At 39.3% G+C, this 20,318-nt stretch carries 12 protein-coding genes; all 12 read right to left on the reverse strand.

Annotated elements, in window-relative coordinates; all coding sequences use genetic code 11:
- Window positions 1–48: 48 nt before the first annotated feature.
- The gene (locus SANK73390_RS10820) at window positions 49–1,803 is read right to left on the reverse strand and encodes a DUF3466 family protein (RefSeq protein ID WP_462766038.1); all 1,755 of its coding nucleotides are present in this window, start codon (window positions 1,801–1,803) and stop codon (window positions 49–51) included.
- 11 nt (window positions 1,804–1,814) lie between these two features.
- Window positions 1,815–3,728 (reverse strand): ATP-binding cassette ATPase Uup, encoded by a 1,914-nt coding sequence (gene uup / locus SANK73390_RS10825; RefSeq protein WP_462766039.1) that lies wholly within the window; start codon window positions 3,726–3,728, stop codon window positions 1,815–1,817.
- 1 nt (window position 3,729) lies between these two features.
- Entirely contained in the window at window positions 3,730–3,960 is a 231-nt protein-coding gene (locus tag SANK73390_RS10830; protein ID WP_462766040.1) for a glutaredoxin family protein, read from the reverse strand.
- Complete coding sequence (rlmKL, locus tag SANK73390_RS10835) at window positions 3,953–6,064, reverse strand: bifunctional 23S rRNA (guanine(2069)-N(7))-methyltransferase RlmK/23S rRNA (guanine(2445)-N(2))-methyltransferase RlmL (RefSeq protein ID WP_462766041.1); 2,112 nt, start codon at window positions 6,062–6,064, stop codon at window positions 3,953–3,955. Before rlmKL ends, SANK73390_RS10830 begins: the two co-directional genes overlap by 8 nt.
- Before the next feature lie 59 nt (window positions 6,065–6,123).
- Window positions 6,124–6,654, reverse strand: a complete 531-nt coding sequence (locus SANK73390_RS10840; RefSeq protein WP_462766054.1) for a cell division protein ZapC domain-containing protein — start codon at window positions 6,652–6,654, stop codon at window positions 6,124–6,126.
- A gap of 120 nt (window positions 6,655–6,774) precedes the next feature.
- Window positions 6,775–7,785: a quinone-dependent dihydroorotate dehydrogenase gene (pyrD, locus tag SANK73390_RS10845; RefSeq protein ID WP_462766042.1), complete on the reverse strand. Its 1,011-nt coding sequence runs from the start codon at window positions 7,783–7,785 to the stop codon at window positions 6,775–6,777.
- 98 nt (window positions 7,786–7,883) lie between these two features.
- Window positions 7,884–12,722 carry an NAD-glutamate dehydrogenase gene (locus SANK73390_RS10850; protein WP_462766043.1) on the reverse strand — a complete coding sequence of 1,613 codons (4,839 nt, stop codon included), beginning with the start codon at window positions 12,720–12,722 and terminating at the stop codon, window positions 7,884–7,886.
- 201 nt (window positions 12,723–12,923) lie between these two features.
- Window positions 12,924–15,254, reverse strand: coding sequence for an efflux RND transporter permease subunit (locus SANK73390_RS10855; protein ID WP_462766044.1), 2,331 nt, complete (start codon window positions 15,252–15,254; stop codon window positions 12,924–12,926).
- Window positions 15,254–16,252, reverse strand: coding sequence for a WD40/YVTN/BNR-like repeat-containing protein (locus tag SANK73390_RS10860; RefSeq protein ID WP_462766045.1), 999 nt, complete (start codon window positions 16,250–16,252; stop codon window positions 15,254–15,256). The genes SANK73390_RS10855 and SANK73390_RS10860 overlap by 1 nt, the downstream gene beginning before the upstream one ends.
- Window positions 16,253–16,356: 104 nt before the next feature.
- The gene (locus SANK73390_RS10865; RefSeq protein ID WP_462766046.1) at window positions 16,357–17,724 is read right to left on the reverse strand and encodes a DUF1329 domain-containing protein; all 1,368 of its coding nucleotides are present in this window, start codon (window positions 17,722–17,724) and stop codon (window positions 16,357–16,359) included.
- 11 nt (window positions 17,725–17,735) lie between these two features.
- Window positions 17,736–19,853, reverse strand: coding sequence for a DUF1302 domain-containing protein (locus SANK73390_RS10870; RefSeq protein ID WP_462766047.1), 2,118 nt, complete (start codon window positions 19,851–19,853; stop codon window positions 17,736–17,738).
- Between the two features lie 237 nt (window positions 19,854–20,090).
- Window positions 20,091–20,315: a DUF2835 domain-containing protein gene (locus tag SANK73390_RS10875; protein ID WP_462766048.1), complete on the reverse strand. Its 225-nt coding sequence runs from the start codon at window positions 20,313–20,315 to the stop codon at window positions 20,091–20,093.
- Between the last annotated feature and the right edge of the window lie 3 nt (window positions 20,316–20,318).

Below are 20,318 nucleotides of genomic sequence, written 5' to 3' on the forward strand. Positions count from 1 at the left end.
GTAAACGAAACGAAACGAAACGACGAGCTTTTTTTATTGTCTCTTAATTTATCTGTTTGATAACTTGAGCTTTTTTCTTCTAAGCCAAGCAAATGGCATCACTAATAAGCTCAGTACCAAAACACTCCCCGACTGGCGTTCATAGGTTTCGGCTTCAGGCGGTGCACAATCTTCTATCTGCCCTTGAGGTGTCGGTGTCAATAACACTGGCAAAGTAACAGACTCATACTCAATCTCGCCGTTACTGTCTTTTTCTATATTGCCAAGTCTATCTCTTCGCTCTACGGTTTTTGTCGCAATCGCATAAATATGATTTGACTCAGTTATTTTTATTGCTTCTGCAACCGTATAGGGGTAGTTGTTACCGCTATTATCTTTACATGGTAATAAGTCGTTTATATTTAAAAGCTTTTCATCGCCAACTTTATAAATAAACCCCTCTCTTCGACGATTACTGCTATTTTTCTCAATTTCAGCTTGGCCAATAATATATCCAGCATCATTAATATCGGTAGTAACCGTGCTCGATCCCTTAAAGAAATAAGGCATTTGGGTATATTCTTTCGTATTCACATCATAGTAAAAGCCATATTGGTCAAGTATTGAGCCATTTCCAACTCGTCTACCCATATACCCTATAGCAATATTATTATTATTTATATCAGTCGCTTTACCTGTTGCAGCTCTATTTTCTAATTCTTTAAATGGCACAAGTTTACCATCTTCAAAATAGCCTGCGATATTAAATGGATAAGCAACTGCCCCATCCTCTTCTCCACGATAAGGAGAGTAACCAACAGTAACACCTGCTCTATTAACAGCAAGTGCTGCACTCACAAAGGCATCGTTCTCATCATCCTTGGGTGTTAGTCCAAGCCCTAAATTCGTTGTACTTATAACATTAAAGCTTTCATCTAGCTGCCATTTAAAAGCTCTTAAATCATAAAACTGCCTGGCTGATAATTGCTGTAACCATCTACACACTTGTAGAGGTTCATCTTTTGAATCACAGTTATCATCATAATTTTTTTGACGATTCTCAGGTATACCGACACTCGATTGACCAACAACAACATATCCACCGTTATCTAGCTTTTTAATATCAGTTGCAATGCTATATCCACCGTGCTCGGTAAATTCAGGTTCTAAAATAACTTTTTCACCTTGTGGGGTTATCACTACCCCTCTTGAGCTCCAATCTCTGATAAAAAACGTTTCTTCTTCCGACTGCCCCTCTGGTGTAAAAGTTGTTTTTGAAAAAGGCGCTGATCCCCAGCCAACCATCACACCATCTTCACTAATGGCTGTAAGGTAATTAGATGTAGAACGTGTTAAGCCATTAGTATCACTATTTTCAATATCGAATAGTACATGCTCTTGTGCCGATATTGCATCAATATCTAATGCGATTCTGTCTTGTAATTTTTGATATTCAGCCGAATTCGCTCGGGCACCTAAAAAGCTCAGCATAAAACGGTTTGCATCAGCGTTGGTCGCTGCTGCACCATTTTTTATATCTTCCAATGTAAAAGATATTTCTTCATCTATTTGTTCGTAAGAGCGCTTTGCCTGATCATATGCATTTTTAATGGTTGCATCATCGAAATCAATATAGCTGACATCAATTGGTAAATTAAATAAACTGGTTGCAGCACCAATTATTTGACCATTGTCATTTACATCAGAAATAAACGTATACTTTGCGCCTTCATAGCGAGGTAACTCTGTTAACTGATAGGTGGCTGCCAGTGCTTGGCTACTTAAGCCAGCTAAAATACTCACAGCTAAAAATGTGTGCTTCATTTCAATCCTTACTACTGATTTTGTAATGCTTCTAGTTCTTCCCAACGCTCGAACGCGATTTCAAGCTTCGACTCAAGTTCAGCTAATTCGTTCAACGCATTTTGGGTAGTTTGTGCATCTTGTTTAAAAAACTCTGGTGAGTTCACAATTTCTTGCTGTTGCTCTAGAGCTTGTTCAAGTGACTCTACTTTACTTGGCAACTGTTCCAGTTCAAGTTTTAATTTGTAACTTAACTTGGTGGCTTTGTTATCAATCGTTTTGACCTGCTTAACTTGTTTTTCAACATCTTGCTTATGTTGCTTTTCAAGTGCTTTAGCCTGTGCTTCACGATATGACAAATATTGTTCGTAATCTGAATATCCGCCTACAATATCAGTGATTTGACCATCACCTTCAAACGCCCAAACGGTATTGCATGTATTATCAATAAACTCACGGTCGTGACTAACAATTAAAATCGTGCCTTGATATTGATTAATAATATCTTCTAATAGCTCAAGGGTTTCAATGTCTAAATCATTCGTTGGTTCATCAAGGACTAGTACATTAGACGGTTTTAAAAATAACTTTGCTAATAGCAAACGGTTTTTCTCACCACCTGACAACGCTTTAACTGGCGTTCTCGCTCGTGCTGGCGGAAATAAAAAGTCTTGTAAGTAGCCTAATACATGACGGCTACGACCACCCATCATCACTTCTTGCTTACCTTCAGCAACATTATCCTGTACCGTTGCTTCTTCATCTAGCTTCTCTCGGTATTGATCAAAATAAGCTACTTCAAGGTTAACCCCTTGCTTAATTTTACCCTCATCAGCCTCAAGCTGACCAAACAGTAATTTAAGTAACGTGGTTTTTCCGACCCCATTGGGGCCTACAAGACCAACTCTGTCACCACGCATTACCAATGTAGAAAAATCTTTGGCTATTTTTTTATCTTTAAAAGCGTGATATACGTGCTGCGCTTCAAAGACTAATTTACCTGAACGCTCTGCTGTTTCTATATTAAAGTCTGTTTTACCTACTTGTTCTACACGTTGTTTACGTTCATTGCGCAACGCTTTGAGCGCTCTGACCCGACCTTCATTACGTGTTCTTCGTGCTTTAATACCTTGTCTGATCCAAGTTTCTTCTTCAGCTAATTTTTTGTCAAATAGCGCATTTTGAGTTTCTTCAACTTTTAAGTCATGCGCCTTTTGTTCTAAGTACTTCGCATAGTCGCCTGGGTAAGAAATCAACATCCCTCTATCAAGGTCTAAAATACGGGTTGCTACCGCACGTATAAATGCCCTATCGTGAGAAATAAATACAATGCCGCCTTTAAACTCTTTTAAAAACTGCTCTAACCAGATCACACTATTCATATCTAAGTGGTTAGTTGGCTCATCAAGAAGCAACAAATCCGGATCGCTAACTAATGCTTTTGCTAATGCGACCTTACGCAACCAGCCCCCTGAGAGCTTTTCTAAACGCATGTTTGCACTCAGCTCTAGCTGAGTTAGCACCAAATTTATACGACTTTCAAAGCGCCATGCATCAGCCGCTTCAATTTTGTTCGAGAGCTTTTCGAGCTTATTTAGTAGCTTTGGCGATTGGTCAGTTTGCAGTGCATCACTGATATGATGAAATTCGATAAGGAGCTCTGCAATATCTGGTAAACCACTTGCTACATAATCAAATACAGAACCTTCTACGCCTTTAGGCGGGTCTTGCTCTAAGCGCGATATTTTTAACTCTCCGATGCGATTTATGTCACCATCGTCAAGTAATACTGCACCGTCAAGTACCTTAAGCAAAGTCGACTTACCGGCACCATTTCGGCCTACGATACATACGCGTTCACCTGCTTCAATAAGCGCATCTGCATTATCCAATAAAGGGTGTGTTCCAAACGCTAGTTGCGCTTTTGATATTCTAATTAAATCCATATTATTCTACGAGTTGTTGAATTTGTTGTAATTCGAAAGGCCAGTATAAAACCTGTTCGTCACTGATTTTTTTTATCACAGGGATTGATGTTTGATAAATATCCATCAACGCTTGCTCATCTATTATATCAATATGCTTAATATCACTTTCGCTCATTACTTGAAGCGTCATTTGATAGGCTTGTTCACACAAATGACAACCTTCTGTGTAATACAAAATTACTTTAGCCATGAGTTATTAACCAACTATTGTGAATTTGCTTATTACGCTTAAAATCAGGTGACTGCGTTTTGTCTGAAATATTCTCTGCCTTTAACCCCAAGCCTATCAAGCCAACTTCATCCATCTTAAAGCCGCGCTTATTGTTTGAGAATATCAAGGTGCCCTTTGGGCTTAAGATTTTCTTGATCCAAGTTAATAGCTGAATATGATCACTCTGCACATCAAATACATCTTTCATTCGTTTAGAGTTTGAAAATGTAGGTGGATCTAAAAAGATCAAATCATATTGCCCCTGAGCATGCTCCAACCACTTTAAACAGTCGGCTTGCTCAAAACGATAACGTGGATTTTTAAGGTTGTTAAGCGCAAAGTTGTCTTCAGCCCACTTTAGATATGTTTTTGACATATCAATAGTCGTGACAGACTTAGCACCACCGAATGCAGCATGAACCGACGCAGAACCAGTATAAGCAAACAGATTCAAAAAACGCTGGTCTTTGGCATTTTGCTGAATGTAACGACGTACCAAACGATGGTCTAAAAATAAACCCGTGTCTAAGTAGTCAAATAGATTCACCTTAAACTTCGCACCAAACTCGTCAATCGTATCGTAGCGATGTTGTTTATCCATCGCAGTATATTGCGACTCGCCCTTTTGTTTTTTACGTACTTTTACGGCAATATCTTCTGGGGCAATATCAAGCTGTTCTGCGGTTAAAGTTATCACATCTTGTAAGCGTTTTTGCGCAATAACATCATCAATTTCTTTAGGTGCAGCATACTCAAATATCACCGCAGAATTGTTATATACATCGACAGCAACATTATACTCAGGAATATCTGCATCATATACACGGTAAGCATTAACTTGCTCTTTCTTCAACCAACTTTTTAAGCCTTGTTTATTTTTCTTTAAGCGATTTGCAAATGCACTCGACCCTTCAAAGTTTAATCCCGTTTTTTGCTCATTTTGAGATACCTGACGCGCGTTAAGATCATAAAGGTTTAATTCAACATCTATTGGACCATTTTTAAATTTATAGCGCTTTTCACGCGCAAGCTTTAATAATTTAAATAAACTATCGTCAGTGCCCAAAAGTGCCAGTTTCCAATCTTGAAAGTGCTTTTTAAAAGCAATACCTAAATTACGATATAAACTGACCAACTCTGCCATCGATCCTAAACGCTCACCATACGGTAAGTTACTTAATATAACACCTGCTCGTTTAGCAACGCTATTTAATCCATTCGCATCTTTTACTGTAAACTTGATCTGGCTGTCTACATCGGCTCTATGTGCATTTTGCTTTGCAACATCAATAACTTTGCTATCAAAATCACTGCCTATAAGCCATAAACTATTATCCGTCTGAGAAGACTTTACATCGGCTATGGTTTCGTCAAACTTAGATTTCCGAAAACTTGGAAGACGTTTAAATGCAAATTCTTTATTGATGTTTGGATATATGTTGTTTGCCATACATGCGGCTTCAATCAGCAGCGTACCTGAACCACAACATGGGTCAAAAAGCGGACGAGAAATATCATCTAACCAACCACTGCGTTTAACCAAAGCAGCGGCTAAATGCTCACGAATAGGTGCTTTACCTTGACGTGTTCGATACCCCCTATCAGATAAGCGAGGGCCTGAGTAATCAATATATAATGCGCACTTATTTTTATTTAGTTTGGCAATCACTCTGATGTTTGGATCTGTTTTATCTACATTAGGGCGCTGCTCATACAAATCATTAAAATAGTCAACAATGCCATCTTTTATAACAAGCCCTGAAAATTGCGTATTTTTAAGCTCAGTGTTAGTGCCATTGAACTCAATTGCAAACGTTTGAGTTGGACCAAACCAATCTTGCCACGCTTGGAAGCGCGCAAATTTATAAAGCGCAGCTTTATCACTTATCTCTTCACTTTCATCGATCATTAACATAACACGTGTGGCAAAACGCGTTGTTAAACAAAACCTTTGAGCTGCGATGTTATCGGCATTAAACCTGACTGAGCCAACGCTTTGCTTGCCTAGCTCTAGGCCTGCTTGTTGAAGTTCTTCAGCGAGGAGATGTTCGATACCAATAGATGTGAGCGCGATAAATTGCAATGTACTAACCCTTTATATTCAATTACCCGCGAGTATAACATAGGTTAGAGGGAGCTTGATCACGCCATTTGGGAAATTTTATTACTACTTAATACTGGGTGCACACGGTTATTTAAAACTTTGATTGCTTGAAATTGCTCTAATGTTAGGTTTTCATCTAAAGCAAATTCACCACTTAAACTAATACACAAACAAGTACTATCGACTTGTTCAACAATAAAAAAATCACCTTGTTGTTGATTTGAACGCAAACGAATAATCGCTTCCGTACAAGGCTGCTCTCCTGAATAAATTTCAAAGAACCAACTTTTAGCTTGAACAGGGAGTAAATAAAACTTCGCAGCTGTTGCATTAAGTGCTATTTGACAACATTGAGGATCAGACCAAACATTAAAACTACGAAGATAATCAAATACGTTTTGATAGTAGCCTGCTTCGCTAATACTAAAATGGGGATTACTATAAGCGTCTTGTGTAAGTTGACGTATGCGAAAAGGAGTACAGAGAATTAACTCCTCTCCTAAATCTACAAGCAAACGGTTTTTTTCGCGACAACTAATCCATTGCCACTCTTTTGATGCCTGCAAAATAAAACCCCCGTACTATTTTACTTTATTGAATAGTACAAGGGATTATAAACAAAAATAGTAAGCTGTGAAAATTTTTATAAGAACAATTTGTAGATGATCATTGGCTTATATAACTGATCCTTATAAACCATCAATGATCTTTTTAACCAATTTTGGACCTTCGTAAATAAAGCCTGTGTAAACTTGCAGCAATGAGGCACCCGCATCAAGCTTCTCTTTTGCAGACAGAGCAGAGTCAATACCACCTACTCCAATAATCGGCAATTTACCTTCTGTAAGGCGCTTAAGTTCGCTCACTACAAACGTAGACTTTTCTCTGACAGGTTGACCTGACAAACCACCTGCTTCGGTCGCATATTGCAAACCATCAACTGCACCACGCTCTAAAGTGGTATTAGTTGCAATCACACCATCAATTCGGTTTTTTTGTAATGATTCAGCTATTTGCGCAACTTGCACAGCATCAATATCCGGTGCAATCTTAACTAACATAGGCACAGACTTACTGTGCTTAGCTATTAGGTCCATTTGCTCATTTTTAAGACTTTGCAATAAATCGTCAAGGGCATCTCCGTATTGTAAATCTCGTAGCCCAGGTGTATTTGGTGAAGAAATATTTACAGTGATATATGAAGCATGTTCAAATACTTTTCTCATACAATGAATGTAATCGTCTTTGCCTTGTTCATTTGGCGTATCTTTATTTTTCCCAATGTTGATCCCTAAGATCCCATCATATTTTGCAGCTTTTACATTATTTACTAAATTATCCACACCTTTATTGTTAAAACCCATTCTATTAATAATTGCGTGTGCTTCTGGCAATCTAAAAATGCGCGGCTTTTCGTTGCCTAACTGTGGCCTTGGTGTAACAGTTCCAACTTCAAGAAAACCAAACCCCATTTGCGCAAATGCATCTATACACTCTGCATTTTTATCTAAGCCTGCAGCAAGCCCTACTGGATTTTTAAGTTCTAAGCCAAGGAAGTTTACTGGTTTATCCGCGACAGATTGCGACCACGCCATACTCAACGGTGTATGTGCAAAACGTCTTAAATTATCTAATGCAAATTCGTGTGCCCATTCAGCATCACGGCTAAACATATAGCGACGCGCAATATCATAAAACATGAAAACTCCTCAAAATTCCTAAGTAACATAACAATCTGTAATTGAATACAGACAAAAAAATACCCCAGCAAGGCCGGGGTATTTTAACTATTTAAAAATTATTTAATAGTGTCACAATTGTGACTCAACAACATTAGTTCTCGTAGTGCTACTGAAAACTTAGCAAAATCATGGCTTTGTGAAGTCTTAAACTCTTGTAACATTTGCTGCCAACGATGTAATAGTAATGATTGGTTGTCCATCCACTGTTCGATTAGTGCATTTACATCTTCTTCATCACCCTCAAAGCTGTTTAGCACCACTTCTGTTAGTGAGCGTTGTTGCCAATCTAACTCTTCACGGTATGATGCACGAGCAAGTGCCTGCCAATGATTTGATACAGGTTGGGCTGTGATCTGATCTAAGAACCAATGCAGGCCCATACTTGCACCAAGGTTAAAGTAAGTATTCGAAACCAATTCAACTTTACGATTAGAGTTTTGTGCAACTTCAGCTAAGTCCATCACTGAGAACAAGCTAGATAAAGATACGATACGTAAAGCGATATCATTTGGTACGCCTTTTTCTTCTAGCTTTTTAGCATTTGCCATAATCGAAGCACTTTCTGATTCAATCATATAGCTGTTTAAATTATTGCTCACATCTTTAAACACTGGTGCAAAAAACTCGATTGTTTGCTCAATCGTCATGGCTTTATTACGATGACGTAAGAACCAACGCGTAGCTCGACGAACCGTACGACGCAGTTGATAAAGCATCTCGGTTTGCACCGTTGATGGGATCTTGTTATCCAATTGAGCAATAGCACTCCATGTGCTCTTCATTTCAAAAATAGCACTGGCAATTGAGTAGCAAAGTGCAATTTCGCTGTCACTTGCACCTGTTTCTTCGTTCATGCGAACCATGAAGTTCAAGCCCATATCATTAACAATGTTATTTGCTAATTTTGTGGCGATAATTTCTTTACGTAATGGATGGTTATCCATTGCTAAATTGAACTTTTCACGCAGTGGAACTGGGAACGATGTAACGAGTAGTTGACGATAATATGGGTTTTCAGACACATCATCTACAACGAGTGACTCTTTTAAAACCATTTTTGAATAAGAGACCAGCACAGATAACTCTGGACGTGTCAGGTCCTTATCTGCGGCAGCACGCTCCGCAAGCTCTTCATCTGTTGGTAAGAATTCGATGTTTCGATCAAGCTTACCGTCTTTTTCAAGCGCATGAATAAAGCGCACTTTCTCTTTTAACGTTGCAGGACCTTTTGATTTAGTAATCGAAAGTGTGTGTGTTTGACGATAACAATCAGCCAACACCAACTCAGAAACTTCATCGGTCATTGAGTAAAGTAACTCATCACGTTGCTTTTGAGTTAAATCACCTTCAGCAACAAGACCATTTAATAGAATCTTAATATTAACTTCGTTATCGGAACATGCTACACCACCAACATTATCTATAAAGTCAGTATTAATGCGCCCGCCTTTGCTCGCAAATTCGATACGACCCAGCTGAGTTGCACCTAAGTTGCCACCTTCACCGAAGATTTTAGCGCCAAGATCAGCACCATTAATGCGCAACGCATCATTGGCACGATCGCCAACTTCTGCACTTGTCTCTTTAGAGTGCTTAATATAAGTACCGATACCACCATTCCAGAGCAAATCAGACGGCATCATCAAAACAGCCTTAATTAGCTCATTTGGTGTCATGCTTGCTTTTTTAGTGCCAAGCATTTTTTTCATTTCAGCTGTCAATGTAATAGATTTAGCTGCACGAGAAAAAATACCCCCACCTTCTGAGATCAACGATTTATCATAATCTTCCCAAGAAGAGCGAGGTAATGCGAATAAGCGCTCGCGTTCAACATAAGATTTAGCAGCGTCAGGGTTAGGGTCGACAAAAATATGCATGTGGTTAAACGCGACTTGCAATCGAATATGCTTTGATAGCAACATACCATTACCAAACACGTCACCTGCCATATCACCTATACCGACAGCGGTAAAGTCTGTAGTTTGACAATCAATGTCCATTTCACGGAAATGTCGTTTTACAGATTCCCAAGCACCTTTAGCCGTAATACCCATTTTCTTATGGTCATAACCAATTGAACCACCTGATGCGAATGCATCACCTAGCCAGAAATTATATTCTTGGGCTATACCATTGGCAATATCCGAGAAAGTGGCAGTCCCTTTATCAGCCGCTACAACTAAATATGGGTCATCTTCATCATGGCGAAGTACACTTTGAGGCGCAACGATTTCACCATGCACAATATTATCGGTAATATCGAGTAAACCACGAATGAAGATTTTGTAACACTCTTGCCCTTCTTTAAAGAATGCTTCGCGCTCACTGGGTAGTTGCTTACATACAAAACCACCTTTAGAGCCAACGGGTACAATTACCGTATTCTTAACTTGTTGTGCTTTAACTAGGCCCAGTACTTCAGTACGGAAGTCTTCTCGTCTATCAGACCAACGCAAACCACCACGCGCTACTTTCCCGCCGCGAAGGTGAACACCCTCAACACGCGGTGAGTAAACAAAAATTTCAAATGCAGGCAATGGCAATGGCATATCTGGAATTTCGCTAGGTTTCACCTTAAACGAAACATATGATTTGTTGCTACCATCTTGTTCTTTTTGGAAAAAGTTAGTACGCAATGTCGCATTAATCATATCAACGTACAAACGAATGATACGATCGTCATCTAAGTTTGCGACACTTTCCAAGTCTTCATAAATACCAGCGATCACTTTATCGATGGTTTTTTGAGCTGCTGGCTTTGATGGAGAAAACTTTTTAACAAATAAATCAACAATTTTAGCTGCAATATGCGGATAGTGATCAAATGTATTCTCAATATAGCTTTGCGAAAATGTCACTCCAATTTGGCGCATATATTTAGCATATGCACGAAGAATGGATGCTTCACGACCCGTCAAACCACCTAGAAGCACTAAACGATTAAAACCATCATTCTCTAAACGGTTATGCCATACATTTGTTAAAGCAGCACGAAAACGCGCTGAGACTTTGTTGAAATCAGCAATTCCCTTGCTGTCGAGCAGCATTGAGAAATCCATAATCCAATTAACTTGCCCATCGCTTGATTTAATTGCAAAAGGTGTTTCACCAATCACACGTAAACCAAAGTTCTCAAGCATTGGCATCACATCAGACAAATGAATAGGCACGTCTTTGTGAAACAAGCTTAAACGCACGATTTGTGAATTTGCTTCTTCTTGTGGACGATAGAACAGCATATCTAGCTTGTTCTCATCATCAAGTTGCTCTACCTTTTCGATATCAACAACTGATGCACTTGGCAACACTTCATCTTTATAAGCTCTTGGAAATGCTGATGCATACTTTCTAAACAATTCATTACCACGAGACTCACCCGCACTTTCAAGCAACGCATCATGAAGTTTATCTTCCCAAGTGCGAGCGGCTTCAATTAGGTTGTTTTCAATATCTTTCACGTTATATTCAATATTATTATCGGCTACACGTACAGTATAATGCGTTCTTGCAAGCGTAGATTCTGAGAAGTAGGTTGTGAATTCAACTTTTTCTTTTGATTGGAACGCATTGGCCAACAATTGTTGAGTTTCACGTCTAAGTGCGGTGTTATAACGCTCTCTTGGTACATAAACCATACAAGAAAAGAAACGACCATAAATGTCTTTACGAACAAATAAACGACACATGTCTCGCTCTTGCACTTGCAGTACACCCATGGCAACTTCTAAAAGTTCCGCTTCACGCGCTTGAACTAGCTCATCTCGAGGGTATGTCTCAAGGATATTTAACACCGCTTTATAAGCGTGCGTTCCTTGCGCAAAATCACACATTTGCATGATGCGATTAATCTTGCTTTTGAGCACCGGCACATCAGCAGCACTATTGTTGTAAAAGCTTGATGAAAACAGGCCAATAAAGCGGTCTTCACCAATCACGTTACCGTCGTTATCAAAACGCTTAATACCTACGTAATCTACGTATGCTGGACGATGCACTCGTGACAATGAATTTGTTTTGGTAAGAATGAGTAAGTTACTACTACGCGCTTCTTTACGGGCAACTTCTGGTAACTCAGATAATAACCGCCCTTGAGCATCAGAAGATTTTTTCATTAAACCTAAGCTAGTCTCTGTCACATGCTTAAGTTCATAATCTCCTTGAACTGGGCACAAATCATATTGACGATAGCCCATAAAGGTAAAGTTGTCTTGTGTTAACCAGTCTAAGAATTCTATTGCTTCTTTTACTTCACTTTCATCGCATTTAAAATCACGTTTTGGTAAATCTTTAATGACTGACTTAAGTTTATTGCGAATCGGTAGCCAGTCTTCTACTGCCAAAGACACATCTTGTAAAACAGACTCAAGCTCTTTTTTAAAGGCTTCAATTTCTCTTTTATCCGTTTGACGGTCTATTTCAATAAAGAACACCGTTTTGGTCGATGTCGACTCTTGTTCTGTTTTTAAGTTGGAAATCGCGGAGATACTTGCGTCATCATTACGTTGAATTTTCAGAGGACAGTGTAACAATAAATGCGAAACAATATTTTCGCGAGTCATCGCCATACGCACTGAATCAACCAAAAAAGGCATATCTTTGGCTATTATCTCTACGATTGTATGAGATGACTGCCAGCCATCTTTTGCTACCTCAGGATTGAATACGCGAATAATCGCATCATCTGAGTTATTTTGTTCGAGAGAATTCCAAAGACTAAGTGCAGCGCCATATAAGTCACTATCGTTGCGGTTTGCCAAGTCCTCTTTACACATATTGCTGTACAAGGCTTTGGCAAATTTTTCAACGAGTGACACGTTTTCTGCATGAACTTTCTTGTGGATCAACTTACATACGTTATCCAAGATAACTGATGCTGGACCTTCATTTTGTGTCATATGTGTTCCTTAATCTATACCACCTTTGAACGGTAGATTATTTGTACAGCTGTTTATTAGCGTGGAGTCAAAAGAATTTTAACCTTTCTGACGCTAATAAACAGCCTTTTCGATGAAAACATTTTAAGCTTTTCAGCTATTTGCTCATCTATTCACAAAATATAGATATAAATAGCCATTCATGGCTATTTAAGAGCACATTTATTCACGTTTTTTTTTCTGGTCGGTCCAGAGTAACGTGCCTATAGCAGGTAACAACAACACAGCACCGAGCATATTTACCAAAAACATAAACGTTAGAAGTATACCCATATCGACTTGAAACTTCAGTGCAGAGAAAATCCAAGTACTAACTCCTATCGCTAATGTAATACCTGTGAACAGCACTGCACTACCTCGCTCAGCAAGCGCATTTCGATAAGCAATTGGTAAAGGTATACCTTGCTTTAACTGTCCCATCATAGACGACAGGATATAAATACCATAATCAACACCAATACCTACTCCAAGTGCAATCACTGGCAATGTAGAAACTGTAAGGCCTATTTCCAATTTTACCATTAAGGCTTGTGCTAAGGTTGATACAATATAAAGTGGTAACACCACAGCAATCGTTGCTTTAACACTTCTAAAACTTACCAAGCACAAAATAATGACTGCACCGTATACATAGATCATCATTGGCAACTGTGCCGCAGATACTGACTCGTTTGTTGCAGCCATTACACCTATCGGGCCTGAAGCTAATTTAAACTGAACAGTGTCGGTATTTTCTTCTTGTGCAAATTGTTTAATACTTGAAACAACGTAATCAATGGTTTCTGCTTTATGATCTTCCATAAAAATGATCACTGGCATAACCGAACAATCGCCATTAAGTAACCCTGTACTGGTTTCAACACGAGAAGTCGCTTGTACTAAAGATGCACTGTTTCGTGGGAGCGTTTGCCATTTCTGGTTACCTTCATTGTAACCAGCATTAACAGCTTGTGCTACAGAGCTCAAAGAGACGGCAGATTGTACACCTGATAGATTTTCAACGCGCCATTGAAAACGACTTATCCTTGCCATTGTTTCATGCTCAGTACAAGCAGCGGGATAAGCTTCAACAATTACTTTCAATATGTCTGATGAAATAGCATAGCGGTCTGAGATTAAGAAAGTATCTTGATTATATCGTGCATCTTGGTGAAGCGAAGGTGCACCTGCATGTAAATCACCAATACGCATACTTTGTGCCTGCCAATAGCCAAACGCAAATAATAACGCCGATACAGCTAAAATTACTCGGGCCCATTTTCTATCTGTAGCACACACCAGCACTTCTCTTACTTGTGTAAACAAAGAATGAGATGTTGTCTTACCGTCATCAACACGCTTAATTTTACTTGAATTAAAGTACGAAGCTAAAATAGGTAGCAACACCAGATTTGTAAATATAATGACCGCCACACCTAAGCTTGCTGTTATGGCTAATTCTCTAATAATACCAATGTCTATGGCTAATAATGTTAAAAAGCCAATCGTGTCTGATAATAATGCAATACCGCCAGGGATCAGCAATGCCTTAAAGCTCGCTTGAGCTGCTACTTTACTAGATACCCCCTCAGCCACTTTTTTACCAATTGAATTGATCATTTGCACGCCATGGCTAACACCAATAGCAAAAACTAAAAACGGCACTAGAATAGACATCGGATCCAAACCAAATCCTAAACTAGATAACAACCCCATTTGCCACACAACGGCAATAATAGAGCATGCAATTGGTAATAATGTGAGTTTAAAGCTCTTACAAAATAACCAAACCATGATAAATGTAAATGCAATAGCAACAGCAAAAAATAACACAACGCCTTTTGCACCGTCGGCGATATCTCCGGCCATTTTAGCAAAGCCAATAATATGGATGCTGACCTGTTCAGTACTTAGAGGTTCACGAATTTGAGATTCTAATTTTTTTGCAAAAGCAAGTGTATCGAGCTTCTCTTGGGTTTGTGGGTCAATTTCCATCAACTGTGCACTTACCATAGCGCAGCTATAGTCGCTGGCTATCATTCGACCTACTACATTTGCTTTTTCAATGTTTTGCTTTACAACAGCCAGACCCTGTTCAGTCGCAGCAAAATTAGCTGGGATGATAGGGCCACCAGCAAAACCATCTTCAACTACTTCCACAAAGCGAGCACTTGGCGAAAATATCGAATTCACTAATGGTCTATTTACTCCTGGAATAAAATATAACTGATCATGTACCGCTTTTAGTTGAGCAAAAAAATCAGCATTAAAAATGTCTCCATCTTTATCGCATACCGAGAGCAAAATGCTATTGGCACCCCCGAATTGTTTTTCATGCTTTAGATATAACTGCATGTATTCATGCTGTAATGGAATATTTTTATTAAATGACGCATCAAGTTGAATTTGGGTGGCTTTATATCCCAGTAAACATGTTAACACCGTAAAAAACAGTACCACTGCCATACGGTGTCGAAATACGATGTACTCTAATTTATTTAATACGGCTTGCATTACTTTTTAGCCTCCCAAATTTTTAGTCCCTGTTCGGTGGCTAAAACTAGCTTATTACTGAATGTGACTGCCGACAATATCGCGTGTCCACTACTTAATTGTGATGAGTCTACTTCGCCCTTTTCAAAACCAAATAAGTAGCCACTGTTAGCTAACATAAATGTTTTATTTTCAAAGTTAACAAGTGAATTAATGGTTGCTTTGGCAGGCGTTTTAATCTTTTTAAATTCAAGGTTTTCGGTATTTGCGATAAAAGCGTTACCACGTAAACCCGCAACAATGACCTCTTCATCTTCATATGAGGCAACTGAGAAAAATGAACCAGGGTAAAATTCATCTAGTCGCTGCCAACTTTTACCCATATCTAGGCTGCGGGCAACTAGACCCATTTCACCCACAAGGAATAACTGCTGCTGTCGAACCAATAGCCGATTAAAGTGAGGAAGTATGAATTTAGTCTCCTCTTCATATGCTTGCGGATCATCTTCTTTTAATTCGCGTAAATAGTCCTTGTCATCAGGGTGAACAAAGTCATCTATAAATCTTTTATGCCAAGTTTTACCACCGTCTTCGGTCTGGTAAAACATGCCATATGCCCCAATGGCAAAACCTACATTAGGGTCAATAAATTCGATATCTAAACATGGTTTTTGTTGTTCTGGTAAAAACTGCTGAATTTGCCATGTTTGGCCTTTATCACTACTAAATAAAATACTGCTATCATGGCCACATGCCCAAGATTTATCTGCACTTAATGATGTAACAGCTGTTAACAGTGACTGAACCGGCACCTGTGCTTGCAGCCAATGTTTACCATCATCACTTGTTACTATCGTGCCATGCTTACCTACGGCAATCAGCGTGCCTTCATTATCCACAATATCTGTAAATAAGGTCCTCTCAGGGTGTTGAACTTGTAACGCTGACTTTGGCGCAACTTGCGCACTCACTGAAGTACAAAACAGTACAAGGGCACTCGCAATGGATGTTTTTATCATGCTGAAACTACTCAAATAAACGTGACAGGAGGCGAGAATTCGCCAAATAAACAGAATTGCTAGCGATCAGTTTGACCGCTAACAATAGTTGGTTGAGAACCGTTCTAGCGTTTACCCTCACGGCGCAACGCACTCTGTGTAAATTCATTATCTTGGAAAGACTGACTGAAATCGTACATCTTTTCTTCGTTATCTAGGCCAATTGCTAAATAACGACGAGAGTTCAAGTCATAATATACATCCAAGGTACTCCAATGCGTGGGTACTTCATAATAGTTAAGACCATGTGCCATCGCTACACGATACATTTGATCGCGATTGTCGTATAAATCTGCGATATGAATCTGCCAGCTGTCTTCATCAATGTAAAAAACACGTTTTTTATAGATATGACGCGTGCCTTCTTTTAGGTTTGCTTCCACAACCCATACACGGTGCTTTTCATAGCGAACATGTTCAGGATTAACATGTCCAGGCTTTAAGATATCCTCATATTTAAGCTTATCGCTGTGAAGCTTATAGCTGTTATATGGAATATATAATTCCTGTTTGCCTTTTAATGTCCACTCATAACGATTCGGTGAACCGTTAAACATATCAAAGTCATCCGTTGTACGTAGACTATCAGAAGCCGTTCCAGGTGCATCATATGCTATGTTTGGTGCACGACGAACTCGGCGTTGACCTGTGTTGTAAGTCCAAGCTTGACGTGGTGTTAAGATTTGATCCATGGTTTCATGAACCAATAATGCTGTACCTGCCAAACGTGCAGGTTCAGTGACCTTTTGCTTGAACTTAAACAAAACATTTGATTCTTTTAGCTCTTGCGGTGTTGCATCAGTTGCTGAGTACTTTACTAACAACTTTTCATCAAAACCAATTAAGTTATAAGAACCAGATTCAGTTGGCATAGCTTGCCCACCAAAACGCGCAATAGATAAACCGCGATAACGTAATAAATGGTTCCAAATTGCTTCTAAGCCATCTTTAGGAATAGGAAATGGAATACCAATTGCAGTATTTTTTATCCCGTTACCACCTTCGATCAGCTCTGCCGTTGACGCATACTTTTTAGTTGCATCATAAACAAACTGAGGATAAGCAGCACTGCGACGAGTTTGATAGATGTTCATCTTGAACGTATCAGGATACGTATCAAACATCGCAACCTGACCAGGACTTAAATGCTCTTTATATTTATCAACATTTGATTTGTCGATGGTAAATAAAACTTTATCATCAGCAAATGGGTCTGGATGATGCATTCCTGGTTTATAGTCGGCCGGAGGCTGAGTGATACCGCCATCCCAAGCTGGGATAGAGCCATCTTTGTTACCAGCCTTTTCAGCGCCAATCGGTGTAAGATCCACGCCTAAGCGTGCAACTTGATCTGCCGTCATTTTTGCCATCGCGTTGCTCGCTGATAGCAGTGTTATCATCGTCGCGGCAATGAGTGTAGGTTTTCTAAACATACTGAAAGCCCTTAAATTGAATACTTGATATTAAAAGACACAAAATCACGGTCTGCGAATGTATTGGTAGCACCACCACCCCAAAAAGTGTTGTAGCCGACGTCAAATGACCATGCATTTTGATAATTGAAATTCATCGTGACACCCAAAGACTTGCGATCTTCAATAAACAAAAACATAGGGTCTGGTGTAATACCATTTACATCATGTGAAAAAACAATCTTTGGTGAAAAGTTTACGCCAGCAAACAGGTTATTAAACTCACCTTTTGCTATTAAGCGATAACCCCAAGCTGAGGACGTTGGGAATGGGTTAACTTCTGGGCCATTAGATACTGCTTGATGGATTAAATCATAGCTTTTTCCTGATATCCCTTCGACAGTGCCACTTCTTCCGGTACCAGATACATTTAAGCGCAGCTGATCGTAAGTTGGCATATCTTTAATCGTTACTGCCCCGACTTCACCAACAAGCGCCCAGCTATCAGCACCAAATGATGGACCAAACAAATGTGTCGCAGTGAACTGTGCTTGTAAAGTATCTTTTAAAATATAGCCCTGTGCCACTTCACCAGGGTCAACATAAGCAACGGCGTCGCCTTGACTAAGCTGAGAAAAACCAGCGAAGTCATCACGACGACCAGCATAAGCTAACTGCTCAACCATACCTGCGTATAACAACTCAACGTCATCGATTTGCAAAGGCTCGTCTTCACGATAGGTAAATTCACCAGCGAATGCGGTTTCACCAATTGCTGTATTAAAACTTAAACCATATAGTTTAATGTCTTCAGGGTATGCAATTTGACCCTGCGTAAAGGCATTTAGGTTAGTAATGTTATCTTCTGTTATTGTGTTGGCTGAGATATATGCAAGATCTTGCGCAACAGCAGCATTTGTAAAGTTCGATGCTTTACCTGAAATAAGTGGTCTACGAGCATGATAGTTTATGTAATATAGCGCAAATTCAGTATCATTTAGTTCTGGTGAGTAAATGCCTAAACGTATACCAAATTGACCACTGTCTTTTGGTTCCGTCTTACCTGCATCACCTTTACCTTTAAGTGCCACTTTTGTTGGATAAGCAAGGTACATTTGTGCAAGCAACTGTTGAGCTGATGCACTGGTTGTTACCCCATCTTGCGTTACATCTAACCCTTGAGCAGTTAACCCGCCCAACCAAGTTGCTTGCAAAGTGTTAAGCGAATCGGTTAGGTGATGTAAATCAATATCAGGATTAGATGTGAAACCTAACTGAACGTTTTGCGAAAAGCCATTCGCTGGGGCGAAGTCGTTTGTTGAGAAATAACTGCCAGACGCTGGTAGGCGTGTTTCATGCCATTCGTACTGATAGAAGCCTTCGAGTGTAATATTGTCGGTGATCCCCAAAGACGCCCACAACATCCCAACGGGAATAAACGCCTCTTTAACTTCCGAACCAGGCGCTTTTAAGCGGTCGATGTCTACCGGGTTAACGTTAATACCGTGAGTGATTAACGTACTTTCACCCCAGTTAACTACCTGCTGACCTAAGCGAACGGAAAGAGGATTTTTACCATCGTTAAGATCAAAGTCTGCCCACACGAACGCATCAAGTAAACGAACATCAGAACAAACTTGCTCTTTTGTCTCATCAAATGAGCATGGGTCAACTTTTTTACCTGAAACAGGATTGTTATAAGCAAAATCACCATCTTCCATAGCAAAATCATAAAAATACATAAAACGAGAAAAGAACCCGTAATTATCTTTACTAATAGCTAAGTCATGTGTGCCTTTAACCAGTTGAGAAAAGGTATCCCCTGAATCAAAGTTTAAATTACCTGCATCACCATTATTTGAGTATGCACCAGGATTAGCCCACACTTGTGCCGAACTATAAACTGTATTGCCCGTTAAAGCGTTATAGCCAGACCAATCAAATCTTGGATGATTACTTTTACCTACATATTGAAAGTCTCTATCTTCAACGCGAATACTCTGTCCGTAAGAAAAAGTCGAATCAAATGTGATATCAAAATCACCGACTTGAAAACTTGCTGCAAGTAAAGGCGCACTGCCCATAGACAACGCAGCTGCACTAAGACCGAGCATGATTTTGTTTTTCACAAAAAGCGATCTTTTTATCATTATTTCTCCCCCTTATGGCGGGTATTTTCTAATCAAGTTATTGTTTTTTGTTGCCACTACGATAGAAGCGAATTATCAAAATTACAAATGGAACGCGCTCAATCGGTACTTTTTTATCATTTAGGCCGTGTTTTCACTCTTGGTAAGACGTCCTACCAGATAATTTATAACACGTAATTTAAGTTTATAACAAACCCATTTAACAAAAATACAATATGACTGAGTTAAAATTCTAAATTAAGCAATTTTTTCAAGCGAAACAAAGCCATTTTGGCCATCTAGACATAAACGGTAGCGCCCTCTTACACCTAAAGATGAAACAAACCTTCTAATATGCTTAGCAGGAAAGCGGATCCGCTTTCCTGCATCTTCCGTAACCTGAATATATTTGATGTTGCCATGGTAATATTCCATGCACTCATCATAAGTTAAATGTATCGAGAAAAAATACTCCTGCATCATTCA

The organism is Pseudoalteromonas sp. SANK 73390, assembly GCF_054966645.1.